Annotated in this window: 14 protein-coding genes; 6 read left to right on the top strand and 8 right to left on the bottom strand. The window is 60.1% G+C overall.

Annotation, left to right across the window (positions count from 1 at the left end; all coding sequences use genetic code 11):
* Window positions 1-139 precede the first annotated feature (139 nt).
* On the top strand, window positions 140-835 hold the full coding sequence (locus J4D25_RS06355) for an HAD-IA family hydrolase (RefSeq protein WP_057715719.1): 696 nt from the start codon (window positions 140-142) through the stop codon (window positions 833-835).
* A gap of 137 nt (window positions 836-972) precedes the next feature.
* Here J4D25_RS06355 and J4D25_RS06350 read toward each other — a convergent pair whose 3' ends face one another.
* Entirely contained in the window at window positions 973-1719 is a 747-nt protein-coding gene (locus tag J4D25_RS06350) for a 3-oxoacyl-ACP reductase family protein (RefSeq protein ID WP_057715718.1), read from the bottom strand.
* Window positions 1720-1843: 124 nt separating this feature from the next.
* Here J4D25_RS06350 and J4D25_RS06345 point away from each other — a divergent pair, with 124 nt between their 5' ends.
* Window positions 1844-2767, top strand: coding sequence for a LysR family transcriptional regulator (locus tag J4D25_RS06345; RefSeq protein ID WP_057715717.1), 924 nt, complete (start codon window positions 1844-1846; stop codon window positions 2765-2767).
* Between the two features lie 129 nt (window positions 2768-2896).
* On the opposite strand, the gene J4D25_RS06340 is transcribed toward J4D25_RS06345, so the two are convergent.
* The 3 genes from J4D25_RS06340 to J4D25_RS06330 form a co-directional block, all read right to left on the bottom strand.
* Window positions 2897-3625, bottom strand: coding sequence for an aspartate/glutamate racemase family protein (locus J4D25_RS06340; RefSeq protein ID WP_007988885.1), 729 nt, complete (start codon window positions 3623-3625; stop codon window positions 2897-2899).
* Window positions 3626-3681: 56 nt separating this feature from the next.
* Entirely contained in the window at window positions 3682-5223 is a 1542-nt protein-coding gene (locus J4D25_RS06335; protein WP_057715716.1) for an NCS1 family nucleobase:cation symporter-1, read from the bottom strand.
* Between the two features lie 548 nt (window positions 5224-5771).
* Entirely contained in the window at window positions 5772-6512 is a 741-nt protein-coding gene (locus tag J4D25_RS06330; RefSeq protein WP_057715715.1) for a phosphoadenylyl-sulfate reductase, read from the bottom strand.
* 173 nt (window positions 6513-6685) lie between these two features.
* On the opposite strand from J4D25_RS06330, the gene thrH reads away from it, so the two are divergent.
* Window positions 6686-7303 (top strand): bifunctional phosphoserine phosphatase/homoserine phosphotransferase ThrH, encoded by a 618-nt coding sequence (gene thrH, locus J4D25_RS06325; protein WP_057715714.1) that lies wholly within the window; start codon window positions 6686-6688, stop codon window positions 7301-7303.
* Window positions 7304-7412: 109 nt separating this feature from the next.
* Here the strand turns inward: thrH and pabB are convergent, their stop codons facing one another.
* From pabB to J4D25_RS06305, 4 genes are all read right to left on the bottom strand, one after another.
* Window positions 7413-8756, bottom strand: coding sequence for an aminodeoxychorismate synthase component I (gene pabB, locus J4D25_RS06320; protein ID WP_057715713.1), 1344 nt, complete (start codon window positions 8754-8756; stop codon window positions 7413-7415).
* 218 nt (window positions 8757-8974) lie between these two features.
* Window positions 8975-9961, bottom strand: a complete 987-nt coding sequence (locus tag J4D25_RS06315) for an alpha-L-glutamate ligase-like protein (protein WP_057715712.1) — start codon at window positions 9959-9961, stop codon at window positions 8975-8977.
* Complete coding sequence (locus J4D25_RS06310; RefSeq protein ID WP_057715711.1) at window positions 9961-11496, bottom strand: inactive transglutaminase family protein; 1536 nt, start codon at window positions 11494-11496, stop codon at window positions 9961-9963. Before J4D25_RS06310 ends, J4D25_RS06315 begins: the two co-directional genes overlap by 1 nt.
* A gap of 5 nt (window positions 11497-11501) precedes the next feature.
* The gene (locus J4D25_RS06305) at window positions 11502-12038 is read right to left on the bottom strand and encodes an ATP-dependent zinc protease (protein ID WP_046042906.1); all 537 of its coding nucleotides are present in this window, start codon (window positions 12036-12038) and stop codon (window positions 11502-11504) included.
* Between the two features lie 297 nt (window positions 12039-12335).
* On the opposite strand from J4D25_RS06305, the gene J4D25_RS06300 reads away from it, so the two are divergent.
* From J4D25_RS06300 to prpC, 3 genes are all read left to right on the top strand, one after another.
* Window positions 12336-13055 (top strand): GntR family transcriptional regulator, encoded by a 720-nt coding sequence (locus J4D25_RS06300; RefSeq protein WP_008048579.1) that lies wholly within the window; start codon window positions 12336-12338, stop codon window positions 13053-13055.
* A complete protein-coding gene (gene prpB, locus J4D25_RS06295; RefSeq protein ID WP_057715710.1) occupies window positions 13052-13942 on the top strand; it encodes a methylisocitrate lyase in 891 nt (296 codons plus the stop codon). Before J4D25_RS06300 ends, prpB begins: the two co-directional genes overlap by 4 nt.
* A 161-nt stretch (window positions 13943-14103) precedes the next feature.
* Window positions 14104-15231 carry a 2-methylcitrate synthase gene (gene prpC / locus J4D25_RS06290; RefSeq protein WP_057715709.1) on the top strand — a complete coding sequence of 376 codons (1128 nt, stop codon included), beginning with the start codon at window positions 14104-14106 and terminating at the stop codon, window positions 15229-15231.
* Window positions 15232-15390: the final 159 nt, after the last annotated feature.

Here is a 15390-nt window from a genome sequence, read left to right as displayed (position 1 = left end):
GGAGGGCCATTCGGCGTCGATCGGAATTTCATCATTGCTCTAGACCAGCGGCGCTCGCTATGCTGCTGAATCCTTTAATCCATGGGGCATCGGCCGTACCTGAGCTGCCCGGGATACCTTAGAAAACGGATCAGATGCGATGAATGCACCACTGAAAGCATTCGGCCCGATCAAGGCCGTGATTTTCGATATGGACGGCTTGTTGCTGGACACGGAAGGCATCTACACCGAAGTCACCTCCATCATTGCCGCGCGTTACGGCCGGACGTTCGACTGGAGCATCAAACAGAACATCATTGGCCGGGGCGCGGGCGATCTGGCGCGCTATGTGGTTGAAGCGCTGGACTTGCCGATTACGGCACAAGAGTTTCTGGTGATCCGCGAGCCGCTGATGCGCGAGCGTTTTCCTACAGCGCAGGCAATGCCCGGAGCACAGGAACTGGTACGGCATCTGAAGGCCAACAATATTCCCATTGCCGTAGGCACCAGTTCTTCGAGCCAGTCGTTCGGCCAGAAAACCACCTTGCACCGCGACTGGTTCGCCTTGTTCGATTTTATCGTCACCGCCGATGACGCCGAGGTGGGCGCGGCCAAACCAGCACCGGATATTTTCCTGACGGCGGCGCGGCGCCTGGGCGTTGCACCGCAAGACTGCCTGGTGTTCGAGGATTCGCCCTTCGGCGTCACTGCGGCGAAAGCGGCAGGGATGACGGCAATTGCGATTCCGGATGCGGCAATGGCAGATGCCAGGTACGCACACGCCGATGGCATTCTTCGTACGCTGAAGGCGTTTGTACCGAGTGCTTTTGGTTTGCCGGCGCTTGAGTGGGCCTAGCTAAAAAGACGGGTCGACTCTGGCAAATGTGGGAGCGGGCTTGCTCGCGAAGGCGGTGTACCAGGCAACATTGATGTCGTCTGATTCACCGCTTTCGCGAGCAAGCCCGCTCCCACATAGGGTTTGCGTTTAACGCATCAGGCGCCGAAACCACCGTCGATGGTCAGGCTGGCCCCCGTGATATAGCCCGCTTCAGGGCTGACAAGGTAGGCGACGAAGCTGGCGATCTCTTCGGCCTTGCCGTAACGGCCCACGGCCATCAACGGGATCAGGCTTTCCGCAAAGTCACCCTCGGCCGGATTCATGTCGGTGTCGACAGGGCCCGGTTGCACGTTATTGATGGTGATGCCTTGCGGGCCGAGATCACGGGCCAGGCCTTTGGTCAGGCCGACCAGCGCCGACTTGCTCATGGCGTACGGGCCACCACCGGCGAAGGGCATGCGGTCTGCGTTGGTGCTGCCGATATTGATGATGCGACCGCCTTCGGTCATGTGTCTGGCGGCGGCCTGGGTGGCGATGAACACGCTGCGCACGTTGATGGCCAGGGTCTGGTCGAAGTCTTCGAGTTTGAACTCGGCCAGCGGTGCGACCGCCAGTACCCCAGCATTGTTGACCAGGATATCCAGGCGACCGAAGGCTTCTACCGTGGCGGACACGGCACTGCGGATGGCGTCGGCGTCGGCGCTGTCGGCCTTGATGGCCAGGGCCTTGCCGCCCTTGGCGGTGATGCTGTCTTGCAGTTCTTCGGCTTTGGCCGTGGAGCTGACGTAGGTGAAGGCAACGGTGGCGCCTTCAGCGGCCAGGCGCTTGACGATGGCTGCGCCGATGCCGCGGGAACCACCTTGAATCAAGGCCACTTTGCCGCTGAGGTTCTGAGTAGTCATATCGATCTCCAAGTCCCGAGGCGAGATGTCCCGGTTGATGGAGGCTAGTATCGATTCAGGATTACGTGCTGTGTAGACCATAGTTGCGATAGTCTGTGTAAACCAAAAGTTTATAGTGGCGCTTATGGAAACCTTCAGCAGTATCGAATGCTTTGTGCGCAGTGCCGAGGTCGGCAGCTTTGCTGAGGCTGCGCGGCGCTTGAGCCTGACACCGGCGGCGGTGGGCAAGAGCGTTGCCAAGCTCGAGGCGCGCCTGGGTGTCAGATTGTTCCAGCGCAGCACTCGCAGCCTGACCCTGACGGAAGCCGGTCAGTTGTTTCTCGGCGAAGTCAGCGGCAGCCTGCACACGATCCAGAATGCCGTGGCCAATCTCGCCAGCGCCGGAGGGCAGCCGGCGGGCACCTTGAAAGTCAGCATGGGGACAGTATTTGGCTGCCTGTACATTGTGCCGATGCTCGGCGAGTTTCTGCGGCGATTCCCGGCGATCAACCCGGACTGGCACTTCGACAACCGCCAGGTCGATCTGATCGGGCAGGGTTTCGACGCGGCCATCGGCGGCGGCTTCGAATTGCCCCAGGGCGTGGTGGCACGCCGGCTGAGTCCGGCGCATCGGGTGTTGGTGGCTACGCAGGACTACCTGGAGACACATGCAGCGATCAGCGAGCCGGATGACCTCAAGCACCATGACGGGATTCTGATCCGCTCACCGCAGACCGGTCGGGTACGCTCCTGGCAGTTGACCCATCGCAATCAGCAACACAGCCCGTTGTCGCTCAAGGCGCGGATGACCATGAGCGATTCCGAGGCCGCCTGCGCCACGGCCGCGCAGGGCCTTGGCATTGCGCTGGTGAGCATGCCGTTTGCCGCGGGCTATCTGGAGTCGGGCAGGCTGCAGCGGGTGTTGCCGGATTGGTACATCGACGACGGCTACACCTCCATCTATTACGCCGAACACAAACTGCTGCCGGGCAAAACCCGGGCGTTTGTCGAGTTTGTCATTGAGCAGTTTGCCGAGCGGGGGTTGGGGCAGAGGTTCAGTGCGGTTTGAGCCTGGCTTAAGACCGAGGTGTTGCCATCGCGGGCAAGCCACGCTCCCACAGGTTTGCGTCGAATACATTACTGAGGTGCGATGCATAACCTGTGGGAGCGAGCTTGCTCGCGATTGGGGCACCGCGGTCTACCGGGCAAACCGCCCCGGCCAACCAATGATGTTTTTCGGCCGTGGCGTCGCATAAGTCCGCACCTTCGATGTCGACAGCCCCAGTCGCACCAATGATTCGGCAATGGTCACCGCCGCCGTCACCCCATCCACCACCGGTACCCCGGTACGTCGGCGAATCTGCTCGTCCAGCCCGGCCATGCCGCCGCAGCCCAGGCAAATCACTTCGGCCTTGTCCTGGGTCACCGCCAGTTCGGCCTGATGGACGATGGCCTCCAGTGCGCGCTGCGGTTCGTGTTCCAGTTCCAGTACGGCCAGCCCACTGGCCCGTACCGAGGCGCAACGGTCCCAGAGGCCGGAGAGCTTGAGGCGATCTTCGATCAGCGGCACGGTGCGGTCGAGGGTGGTGACCACGGAATAGGCGTGACCGAGGAACATCGCCGTGCTGGCGGCGGCGTCGGTGATGTCCACCACCGGCACATTGAGCAGTTCCTGCAAGCCTTCACGGCCGTGCTCGCCGTAGCCGGCCTGGATTACGGCGTCGAACGGCTGGTCGTAGGACATCACCCGGTCCATGACCGCGATGGCCGCCAGGTAACTCTCGAAATTGCCTTCGATGGAGTCGGCACCGAAGTGCGGGGTGAGGCCGACGATTTCCGTGCCGGGTGACGCGACGGCCTGCGCCGAACGGGCGATGGCCTGGGTGATGGATTCGGTGGTGTTGACGTTGACCACGAGAATGCGCATGGGGAGTCCTTATTGCAGTTGGTTCTGCGGCCCGACAACGCCGGGCCGCGACAGGATCAGTGGCTGACGTTGTCGACCGCGATGGCTTCGCCGCTAACATCGACGTAATGCGGTTGGCGCTTGGCGATGATCAGGTAGAGCATCCCGGCGATACCGGCACCAATCAGCCAGGAGAATGGCGATACGCTGTGGAAGCCCGGTACCAATGCCAGGACGATGGCGATCAACGCTGCAGGAATGAACGCCGCCACCGCGCGCAAATTGACACCGCGGCTGTAGTAATACGCGCCGTCAGGGTCTTCGCTGTACAACTGCGGCACGTTGATCCGGCCTTTGCGTACCAGCCAGTAGTCGACCATGATCACCCCGTACAACGGGCCGAGCAGGGCACCGAGGCCGGACAGGAAATACACGATCACCAGCGGGCTGTTGTAGAGGTTCCACGGCAGGATCAGCACGGCGATGGTCGCGCTGATCAGCCCGGCGCGGCGGAAGGTCAGGTACTTGGGCGCCAGGTTGCTGAGTACGAACGCCGGGGCGACGAAGTTGGCCATGATGTTCACCGCCACGGTGACGATCAGGAACGCCAGGCAGCCGAGCACCAGGAAGAAGGTGTTGGGGATCGAGGCGATGATTTCGGTCGGGCTTTCGATGATCCGGCCATTGATCTGAAATTGCGCGCCGCACAGCAGGACGGTAATGCCGGCGAATACCAGGATGTTCACCGGCAAGCCCCAGAAATTTCCGACCTTGATGGTTTTTCGGCACGGCGAAGAACGGGCAAAGTCGCAGAAGTTGAGGATCAAGGTGCCGTAGATCGCCAGCCACAGTGCGCCACCGGCAAAGATGTTGCGCCACATCTCACCGCCAGTCAGCGGCTCACGGATAGACCAGGCGATGGTCGCATCGGCCTGGGTGTACATCCACGCGGCAAGGGCGGCGACGGTCAGCAAAATCACCGGGCCGGCAAATGCCTCGTAGCGTCGCACCATCTCCATGCCATAGGCCAGGATCGCCAGTTGCACGAACCAGATCGCGACGAAACACACCCAGCCCAGGGTCGACAGACCGAGGATCGAGTCGTGGTCGTAGTCGGCGAACCCGGGATGGACCGCGGTTAACAGCACGCGAAAGACCACGGACGCAAGATACGTCTGGATACCGAACCAGGCGATGGCGATAACGGCGCGGATCAATGCAGGAATCTGCGCACCGTGAATGCCGAAACTGATCCGGCTGATGACCGGAAACGGCACCCCGGTTTTCTGGCCCATGTAGCCAGACAGGTTCATGAAGAAGTAAACCAGCGCGGCGCCGATTCCCAGGGACAGAAGAATCTGCCAGCCACCCAGACCCAAGGCGTACAGGCCTATGGCAAACGAGTAGTTGGCAATGTTGTGCACGTCGTTGGTCCACAGGGCAAAGATGCTGTAGCGGCCCCAGCGCCGACCTTCGGACTTGGTCGGTGCCAGGTCCTTGTTGTGCAATCGGGGGCTGAGCACCACGGGAGCGTGATGCGCCTGATTGTCGACGGTGTGGATGGAATGGGAGGAGGGTAGATCCAGCGCGATGTTGTTATTGGAGAGACTAGTACGCATTCCGGCAGGCTCCTGATGCTCGACCTCGCGATGACTGTGCATGAGCGTTGGCTCGACAAATCTTCGTCGCGGATGGCGAATATCATTGGTTACGGGGCATCTGCAGCCTGTACGGGATAGGGCGCTTCAGGCTTGCGGATCTAAAGTGTGTGTATGTTTTGAATTGATTGTATACAAAACATGTATGCACTTAAGCCAGATCCATGCCAGTCGGGAGATCTATGAAACGCGCTATTCATTTCGTTTTGTTATGTCGGTTCGCCAACTTACTGAAAAATAGGCAATTAAAATTGACCGATTGAACAGGTATTTATTTTACGAAGGGGATTCAGGAGGACATGGCGGTGTACGTCAGGCGGGGGAATGTAACTTTTGGGGGCGCAGAAACGAAAAGTGCACACATAAATGGCACCGATGGTGACATTTATGTGTACACATTTTTGTGGGAGCGAGCTTGCTCGCGATGGTCGTCAATGAAAACGCTGTATTCCTGACACCCCATGGCGCTCTTGGGTTTATCGCGAGCAAGCTCGCTCCTACAGGGGCATTTACGCTTTCGACTTGCTGATGATATTCCCCGCATGCAGCCCGCATTCCTTCTGCGTCGCTTCTTCCCACCACCAACGGCCTTCACGCTCATGCTGGTTCGGCAGTACCGGGCGGGTGCAGGGTTCGCAGCCGATGCTGATGAAACCGCGTTCGTGCAGGCTGTTGTACGGCAACTCCAGCATGCGGATGTAGCCCCAGATCTCTTCGCTGGTCATTTGCGCCAGCGGGTTGAACTTGTACAGGGTACGTTCCGGGGTGGAGAACGCGGTGTCGATTTCCATCACCGCGACGGCGCTGCGGGTGCCGGGGCTCTGGTCCCGACGCTGGCCGGTCGCCCAGGCCGTCACGCCTGACAGCTTGCGGCGCAGCGGTTCGATCTTGCGGATGCCGCAGCATTCGCCATGGCCGTCCTTGTAGAAGCTGAACAGGCCTTTTTCCTTCACGAACGGCTCAAGTTTCGTGTAGTCCGGCGACACCAGTTCGATGTCGATCTTGTAGTGCTCGCGCACCTGATCGATGAACCGGTAGGTCTCGGGGTGCAAGCGACCGGTGTCGAGGCTGAACACTTTGACGTTCTTGTTCAGCTTCCAGGCCATGTCCACCAGCACCACGTCTTCGGCGCCGCTGAAAGATATCCACAGGTCATCGCCGAACTCGGCAAACGCGAGTTTCAGAATGTCCTGGGCGGATTTGTTGGCATAGGTCGTGGCGAGTTCCACGACGTCGAACGTTGGGCTCATCAGGGCGGCTTCCTACAGGTCGGTGGCGCTGGGCGCTCTATATGGGGTCGATGGTAACAAAAAGCTGCACGGGCCGGGGCATCCTCTGCGTTGCGCAGGCAGGCCCGAATCGCTAGAGTTCGGCAGTCTTTTTGCTCGCTCGACTCAATAATCAATACAAATGGGAGTGTCTTGTGGAAATTGCCTGTCTGGATCTTGAAGGTGTGCTGGTTCCGGAAATCTGGATCGCCTTCGCCGAAAAAACCGGGATCGAATCCCTCAGGGCCACTACCCGGGACATTCCCGACTACGACGTGCTGATGAAGCAGCGCCTGCGAATTCTCGACGAGCACGGCCTGAAGCTCTCCGACATTCAGGAAGTGATCGCCACGCTCAAGCCGCTCGATGGCGCCATCGAGTTCGTCGACTGGCTGCGCGAGCGCTTCCAGGTGGTGATCCTGTCGGACACCTTCTATGAGTTCTCCCAGCCGCTGATGCGTCAGCTGGGCTTCCCGACCTTGCTCTGCCATCGCCTGATTACTGACGACACTGGGCGAGTCACCGACTATCAACTGCGTCAGAAAGATCCCAAGCGTCAATCGGTCCTGGCCTTCAAGAGCCTCTACTACCGGGTGATCGCGGCGGGGGATTCCTACAACGACACCACGATGCTGGGAGAGGCCGATGCCGGGATTCTGTTCCATGCGCCGGATAACGTGATTGCGCAGTTCCCGCAGTTCCCGGCGGTGCACACGTTTGAAGCGTTGAAGCAGGAGTTCATCAAGGCATCAAACCGGACCCTGAGCTTGTAATCACATTCCCTGTATGTAGGAGCGAGCCTGCTCGCGATGGTCGTCAACGATAACGCGGGGCACCAGACAGCCCGCGTCGTCAGTTGCTCCATCGCGAGCAGGCTCGCTCCTACAGGTTTTGCAGGGTATCGAGCAGTACCTTCACTTTGGTAATCGACTCCTGATACTCAGCCTGCCACTGCGAGTCCGCGACAATCCCGCCACCGCCCCAGCAACACACCTGCCCGTCCTTGACCAGCAAACTACGGATGGCGATGGAGCTGTCCATTTCGCCGCGTACGTCCAGGTACAGCAACGAACCGCAATACAGGCCGCGCCGGGTCGGCTCCAGTTCGTCGATGATCTGCATGGCACGAATCTTTGGCGCGCCGGTAATCGAGCCGCCGGGGAAGCTGCCGGCGATCAGGTCCAGGGCATCGCGCTCATCCGCCAGTTCACCGGTGACGCTGCTCACCAGGTGGTGCACGTTCGGATAGCTTTCCAGGCTGAACAATTCCGGCACCCGTACCGAGCCTGTGCGGCAGGTGCGACCGAGGTCATTGCGCAGCAGGTCGACAATCATCAGGTTTTCCGCGCGGTCCTTGGGGCTGGCCAGCAATTCGGCGGCGTTCGCGGCGTCCTGCTCGGGCGTCAGGCCCCGGGGGCGAGTGCCCTTGATCGGGCGGGTTTCCACATGACCCTGGCTGACTTTGACGAAGCGTTCCGGCGACAGGCTGAGTACGGCATCGCCATCAGGCAAGTTCTGGAAACCGGAAAAAGGCGTCGGGCAAGCAGCGCGTAGCGCACAGTAAGCGGCCCACGGATCACCCAGGCAGGGTGCGCGAAACCGTTGGGCGAAATTGACCTGATAGCAGTCGCCGGCCTGAATGTACTGCTGGATGCGCTCGATGGCCTGTTGATACTCGTCTGCGCTCAGATCGGCAGTCATCGGGGTGAGCAGTTTGAAGGGCGTGACCACTTCCGGTGCGGGCTGACTGAACAGTTCGATCAGGCGCTGACGCTCGCTGTCGGGCAGGGTCGGGTGGAACACCAATTGACTGGTCCGTGAAAGGTGATCGCTGATCAAGGCCCAGCCGTACAAACCGAAACGCGCGTCAGGCAGATGCAGGTCATCACTGGCCTGGCTCGGCAGGCGCTCCAGATGTCGGCCGAAGTCGTAACTCAGGTAACCGATCAACCCACCGGCAAACGGCAACTCATAATCTTCCGGCAGAATGGCTTCGCCCAGGCGTGTCAGGTTGTTGCGCAGGCGTTGCAGGAAAGCATCGCCACTTTCGTCGGGCGACACCGTCAGTTGTTCCAGTGGCCAGGCGCTGAGCAGGTCATAGCGACCGCGGTCGGCGCTGGGGCGGCCACTGTCGAGCAGGACGGCACCGGGCGCATGGCGAATCGCCGCGAAATATTCGGCGGGGTTGGCGCGATAGGGCAGCGGGTGTACGGAACAGGTCAACATGGGCGGGGGAAGTCAGCCATCGAGGCGGGGTGGCGATTGTAGTCCCCTCGGAGAATTGCTCCTAGAGGGGATTGATTGCTGTAGGAGCGAGCTCGCTCGCGATGGTCGTCAACGATAACGCTGTATGCCTGACCCCCCACAGTGTTTTCAGGTTCATCGCGAGCAAGCTCGCTCCTACAATCGATGGGTCTCAGTTCATCGCGAGCAAGAGAAGGGCCTCAGCCCTCGACCGCAGGAATATGCCCAAACATCTCCTGCACAAACGCCACGCGCTCTTCGACCGATTCACTCACGCCACGCGCCTTCAGGTCTTCCAGCCGCGCCTCGACCGCATGAGTGCGCAACGTCAGGCCGCAGTCATTGGCAATCTGGATATTCAGCCCCGGCCGGGCGTTGAGCTCCAGAATCAGCGGGCCTTTTTCCTGGTCCAGAACCATGTCGACACCGATGTAGCCCAGGCCGCACAACTCATAGCAACCAGCGGCGAGTTTCATGAAACCGTCCCAGTAGGGCAGTTGCACGCCATCCACTGCATTGGTGGTGTCCGGGTGTTTGTTGATGATGTTGTTCAGCCAGGTGCCGCGCAGGGTGAGGCCGGTGGCCAGGTCCACACCGACGCCGATGGCGCCCTGGTGCAGGTTGGCCTTGCCGTTGGACTGGCGCGTCGGCAGGCGCAACATGGCCATCACCGGGTAGCCCATCAAAACAATGATGCGAATGTCCGGCACGCCTTCGTAACTGATGCTCTTGAAGATCTGGTCCGGAATCACGCGGTATTCGATCAGCGCCCGGTCGCGGTGACCGCCCAGGGAGTACAGGCCGGTCAGGATGCTGGAAACCTGGTGTTCGATTTCTTCATGGCTGATGATCCGGCCGGACACCGTGCGATAACGCCCTTCAAAGCGGTCGGCGATGACCAGGATGCCATCTCCGCCAGCGCCCTGGGCCGGTTTGATCACGAAGTCATTGCGTGCGCCGATGATCTCTTCGAGATTGTCGATTTCCTTCTCGGTGGAGATCACGCCATACAGTTCGGGCACATGGATGCCGGCGGCGATGGCGCGTTCCTTGGTGATGATCTTGTCATCGACGATCGGGTACAGGCTGCGCTTGTTGTATTTGAGCACGTAGTCTGCGTTGCGCCGATTGATCCCCATGATGCCCCGGGCTTCCAGGGCCTTCCAGGTCTTCCAGAGGCCGAACATCAGGCGTCAGCCTTTTTCAGGAAGGCCTTGAAGCGCACCAGTTCGGTCAGGCGGTAACCGCGATAACGACCCATGGCCAGCATGAAGCCCACCAGAATCAGCAGGATCGCCGGGAAAGTGAACACGAAGTACACCAGTTCCGGCACGCTCATGATCAGGTGCGCCAGGGACGCGGCGAACAGCGTGCCGACGGCCACTTTCATGGCATGGCCACCGCCGCGCTCTTCCCAGGTGATCGACAGGCGTTCGATGGTCATGGTCAGGATCACCATCGGGAACAGCGCCACCGACAAACCGCGTTCCAGGCCGAGTTTATGGCTGAGCAGGCTGATGGCTGCAATCAGCACCACCACGAACGTCAGCACCACCGACAGCCGCGGCAGCATTTGCAGTTTCAGGTGTTCGAGATAGGAGCGCAGCGACAAGCCCAGTGCCGTGATGATGGTAAACAGCACGATACCGAAGCCGAGCTGGGTTTCGCGGAAGGCCAGGGCGATCAGCACCGGGGTGAAGGTGCCCAGGGTCTGGATGCCGATCAGGTTGCGCAGGATCAGGATCACCAGCACGCCGATCGGGATCATCACCATGATCATGAAGGTCTGCTGGGTTTGCAGCGGCAGGCCGTACAGCGAGTACTCGAGGAAGTTGGCGTCGGTGTTTTCGTCGGTCAGCTTGGCCAGGCGAATGGCGTTCATTTCGCTGTTGTTCAGGCTGAAGGTCACGTTGGCTTTCTTGCCACCATCGACGGTGATCAGGTTTTCGTCGCCGGTCCACCACAGCAGGCGGTCGGTCGGCAGGCCCTGTTCACCGGTTTCCGGGTTGAAGTACAGCCAGTCGGTGCCATTGAAACTGCGCAGCCACAGTTCCGGCATTTGCGGCTGGTCGGCCACCAGGCGGATGGTGTGGACCTTCTCGATCGGCACGTGGGCGATGGACAGCAGCAGCTCGACGATTTTCGCCTTGTGCGCCGCGGATGGATCACCGGCCAGCAGCAGCTTCACGTTGTCGTCATTAAGGTTGTTGACCCGCTTGATGGCTTCGCCGACGAAAGTTTCGACATCGGCCGAGTGTTGGCGAATCGGTGCCAGCAGGGCTTCGGCGGCGATTTTTTCCGGGCCTTCGATGGTCATGCTGTCGCGAAAGGTCGGGCCTTTGATCTTGGCTTTCTCACCGGAATAACGCTTGGTCAGCACCAGGCGGTAATACAGCGTCTGATTGCCTTTGGCCCGGCGTGCCGACCAGGTGACCTTGCGGTTGCCGTCGACCCGGTTCACGGCCACGCCGTAGTTGTTGGAGATGAAGCTCTCGTTGAGGCTCACGAAGTCGCGGCTCAGCGGAGGCACGAACATCTGGATCTTGACCGGATCCTTGGCACTGGCGACGAACTCGACCTTGGCGTCGATGTTCCACAGGTCGTCGGTGGCGTCTTCGGTCACGGGGATGCCCAGCACGAAGATCTGATAGGCCGTAACTGAAATGCCCAGCACCACCAGGATGGCGATCAGCAGTTTCAGGTGAAGGGTAAGAGAGCGCATTTGAATTACTCGGCGGTATGAGCGTCGGTGGTGCAGGCAGGTTTGCCGGCAGCATATTTAAGGCTGGGGTCAACCAGAGCATCGAAACGTTTGAGGGCTTCGGAGCCAATCAGTAGCGGGTATTGGAAAGCGCTGCGGTCGGTCAGGTTCACTTCGATGCTGCGCAGGGCCGAGCCCATGCAGATGTCCAGTTCGATCACCGGGCGAGCGGTGTACTTCTTGCCTTCCTCCGGATCGTAGTCGCCGGCCCGGCGCTTGATCTTGCTGACACGGGCCAGCGGGCGTTCGATCGGGTGCGAATGGGCGGCGTCGATGGCCAGGTAAAAGCGCACCCACGACTCGCCGTTGCGTTTGAAACGTTTGATATCCCGTGCACTCAGGGAGGCGGTTTTCGCCCCGGTGTCGAGTTTGGCCGCCACTTCCAGATCGATGCCATTGAGCGATGCGTACTCGTTAAGGCCATACACGGTCTTTTCCCCGGCCATTGCGAAACCGGGCAGGCAAAGGAAATAAAGGAAGGTGGGGAAGGGCTTGAGTCTCATAAATCCTGATGCGCAGCGGTCCGACTTGATTCAAGGCCCTGGCATCGCTGCGCAAGCTCCCTCGTATGCCTGTCAGGTTTTTATGACAGGCAGTGCAGATGTGACAAACAAATGCGGGCGGCATTCTAGCACGGTGGTTTGATGGCGCCAGCGCTGGCCGGTGGCTATAAATAGGCCGGTTGCTTCGTAATGGTGCAACCGGTTATCAGAAGATTGTCGACAATATCGATTTATACTTTGACTGTGTCGCCACTATTCGATAGTTTTTGCGGCACTGGCTTACAAGGTGTCGACAATATGCTGGATCAACTCGATCCCCCGGTTTCTACGCAAGACGATACGGAGACGCTTTCCGAGAACGTCTTCCGACGCATTCAGGCGGCTATCGTCAAAGGCGATATCGCGCCGGGCAGCAAAATCTCCGAACCGGAACTGGCGCGCACCTACGGCATCAGCCGTGGCCCGTTGCGCGAGGCCATCCACCGTCTGGAAGGCCAGCGCCTGCTGGTTCGCGTGCCGCATGTCGGCGCACGGGTGGTGTCGCTCAATCACGCCGAACTGATTGAGCTATACGAAATCCGCGAATCCCTGGAAGGCATGGCCTGTCGCCTGGCCGCCGAGCGCATGAGCCTCGAAGAAATCGACGAGCTGCGTCGGGTCCTGGAAACCCACGAACGCGATGAGGCGTTTCAGGCCGGGAGAGGCTACTACCAGCAGGAAGGCGATTTCGACTTCCACTACCGAATCATCCAGGGCAGCGGCAACCGTACGCTGACCCAAATGCTCTGCGGCGAGCTGTATCAACTGGTGCGCATGTACCGCATCCAGTTTTCCACCACGCCCAATCGCCCGCACCAGGCGTTCGCCGAGCACCACCGAATTCTCGATGCCATCGCCGACCGTGACGGTGAACTGGCCGAGTTGTTGATGCGTCGTCACATCGGCGCCTCCAAACGCAACATCGCCCGTCATTACCAGGACGGCGCTAACCCGACAGCCAAACGAGGTGAGTCATGAGTTTGAACAAGAGCACTCCAGGCCAGCGTTTCCGCGATGCGGTCGCCAGCGAGCATCCATTGCAAGTGGTCGGCGCGATCAACGCCAACCATGCGCTGCTGGCCAAGCGCGCCGGTTTCAAGGCGATCTACCTGTCGGGTGGCGGGGTGGCTGCCGGCTCCCTCGGCGTGCCGGACCTGGGCATCACCGGCCTGGATGACGTGCTGACCGACGTGCGCCGCATCACCGATGTTTGCGACCTGCCGCTGCTGGTGGATGTGGACACCGGTTTCGGTTCCTCGGCGTTCAACGTCGCCCGTACCGTGAAGTCGATGATCAAGTTCGGCGCGGCGGCGATTCACATCGAAGACCAGGTCGGCGCCAAGCGCTGCGGTCACCGTCCTAACAAGGAAATCGTGACCCAGCAGGAAATGGTCGACCGCATCAAGGCTGCAGTCGATGCCCGTTCCGATGACAGCTTCGTGATCATGGCCCGTACCGACGCCCTGGCGGTGGAAGGTCTGGAGTCTGCCCTGGATCGCGCCGCCGCGTGCATCGAGGCCGGCGCTGACATGGTGTTCCCGGAAGCCATCACTGAACTGGAAATGTACAAGCTGTTCGCCAATCGCGTGAAAGCGCCGATCCTGGCCAATATCACCGAGTTCGGCGCGACGCCGCTGTACACCACCGAACAGCTTGCTGGAGCGGATGTATCGCTGGTGCTGTACCCGCTGTCGGCGTTCCGTGCCATGAACAAGGCTGCAGAAAACGTCTACACCGCCATCCGTCGCGATGGCACGCAACAGAACGTCATCGACACCATGCAGACTCGCATGGAGCTTTACGATCGCATCGACTACCACACCTTCGAGCAGAAGCTCGATGCGTTGTTCGCCGCGAAAAAATAATGAACACCGTGTACCTGTAGGAGCGAGCTGGCTCGCGATGGTGGGCCATACACCGCGGGGTATCAGTTTTCCCGCGTCATCATCGGCGTCCATCGCGAGCAAGCTCGCTCCTACAGATGAAAGATTGGTTTCCCTAAAAAATTCAAGAATTGGAGACAGCAATGGCCGAAGCAAAAGTACTCAGTGGCGCCGGGCTCCGTGGCCAGGTAGCCGGGCAAACCGCACTGTCCACCGTGGGCCAGTCGGGTGCCGGTCTGACCTATCGTGGTTATGACGTACGTGAACTGGCGGCTGACGCACAGTTCGAAGAAGTTGCCTACCTGCTGCTGTACGGCGAACTGCCGAGCAAGGCGCAACTGGCAGCCTACGTTGCCAAACTGAGCAAGCTGCGCGACCTGCCGCAAGCGCTCAAAGAAGTGCTGGAACGCATCCCCGCCGACGCCCACCCGATGGACGTGATGCGCACTGGCTGCTCGTTCCTGGGCAACCTGGAGCCGGAGAACAACTTCTCCGAGCAACACGACAAGACCGACCGCCTGCTGGCCGCGTTCCCGGCGATCATGACCTACTGGTATCGCTTCAGCCACGAAGGCAAGCGCATCGATTGCGTGAGCGACGAGCAGTCCATCGGCGGCCACTTCCTGCACCTGCTGCACGGCAAGAAGCCGAGCGCGCTGCACGTCAAGGTGATGAACGTTTCGCTGATCCTCTACGCGGAGCACGAGTTCAACGCGTCGACCTTCACCGCACGTGTTTGCGCCTCGACCCTGTCCGACCTGTATTCGTGCATCACCGCGGCCATTGGCTCGCTGCGCGGTCCGCTGCACGGCGGCGCCAACGAAGCGGCGATGGAAATGATCGAGCGTTTCTCGTCGCCGGAAGACGCGATCAAGGGCACCCTCGGCATGCTCGAGCGCAAGGACAAGATCATGGGCTTCGGCCACGCGATCTATAAGGACAACGATCCGCGTAACGAGGTGATCAAGGGCTGGTCGAAAAAGCTTGCTGACGAAGTGGGTGACAAGGTGTTGTTCCCGGTGTCCGAAGCCATCGACAAGACCATGTGGGAGCAGAAGAAACTGTTCCCGAACGCCGACTTCTACCATGCCTCGGCGTACCACTTCATGGGCATCCCGACCAAGTTGTTCACGCCGATCTTCGTCTGCTCGCGCCTGACCGGCTGGGCCGCCCACGTGTACGAACAACGTGCCAACAACCGCATCATCCGTCCAAGCGCCGAATACACCGGCGTTGAGCAGCGCAAGTTCGTACCAATCGAACAACGCTGAATGGTGGCGGCCGGCACCGGGATCTGAATGCAACGCAGATCCCTGTAGGAGCGAGCTTGCTCGCGATGGAGTGTCATTCACATTGGTGTCGACTGACACACCATCGCGAGCAAGCTCGCTCCCACAGTGGATTGTGTTCACTTCAAGTCTGGTGCCAGG

It is taken from the genome of Pseudomonas sp. GW456-L13, from assembly GCF_017350115.1.
GTDB classification, from domain to species: Bacteria; Pseudomonadota; Gammaproteobacteria; order Pseudomonadales; family Pseudomonadaceae; genus Aquipseudomonas; species Aquipseudomonas jessenii.
This window is presented reverse-complemented; position numbering and strand designations above follow the sequence as displayed.

Coding starts and splice junctions, on each gene's coding strand:
- J4D25_RS06330 (WP_057715715.1), bottom strand. CDS start 6,512: ATGAGCCCAACGTTCGACGTCGTGGAACTCGCCACGACCTATGCCAAC.
- J4D25_RS06315 (WP_057715712.1), bottom strand. CDS start 9,961: ATGTTCGGCCTCTGGAAGACCTGGAAGGCCCTGGAAGCCCGGGGCATC.
- J4D25_RS06350 (WP_057715718.1), bottom strand. CDS start 1,719: ATGACTACTCAGAACCTCAGCGGCAAAGTGGCCTTGATTCAAGGTGGT.
- J4D25_RS06355 (WP_057715719.1), top strand. CDS start 140: ATGAATGCACCACTGAAAGCATTCGGCCCGATCAAGGCCGTGATTTTC.
- J4D25_RS06300 (WP_008048579.1), top strand. CDS start 12,336: ATGCTGGATCAACTCGATCCCCCGGTTTCTACGCAAGACGATACGGAG.
- J4D25_RS06340 (WP_007988885.1), bottom strand. CDS start 3,625: ATGCGCATTCTCGTGGTCAACGTCAACACCACCGAATCCATCACCCAG.
- prpC (WP_057715709.1), top strand. CDS start 14,104: ATGGCCGAAGCAAAAGTACTCAGTGGCGCCGGGCTCCGTGGCCAGGTA.
- J4D25_RS06345 (WP_057715717.1), top strand. CDS start 1,844: ATGGAAACCTTCAGCAGTATCGAATGCTTTGTGCGCAGTGCCGAGGTC.
- prpB (WP_057715710.1), top strand. CDS start 13,052: ATGAGTTTGAACAAGAGCACTCCAGGCCAGCGTTTCCGCGATGCGGTC.
- J4D25_RS06310 (WP_057715711.1), bottom strand. CDS start 11,496: ATGCGCTCTCTTACCCTTCACCTGAAACTGCTGATCGCCATCCTGGTG.
- pabB (WP_057715713.1), bottom strand. CDS start 8,756: ATGTTGACCTGTTCCGTACACCCGCTGCCCTATCGCGCCAACCCCGCC.
- J4D25_RS06335 (WP_057715716.1), bottom strand. CDS start 5,223: ATGCGTACTAGTCTCTCCAATAACAACATCGCGCTGGATCTACCCTCC.
- J4D25_RS06305 (WP_046042906.1), bottom strand. CDS start 12,038: ATGAGACTCAAGCCCTTCCCCACCTTCCTTTATTTCCTTTGCCTGCCC.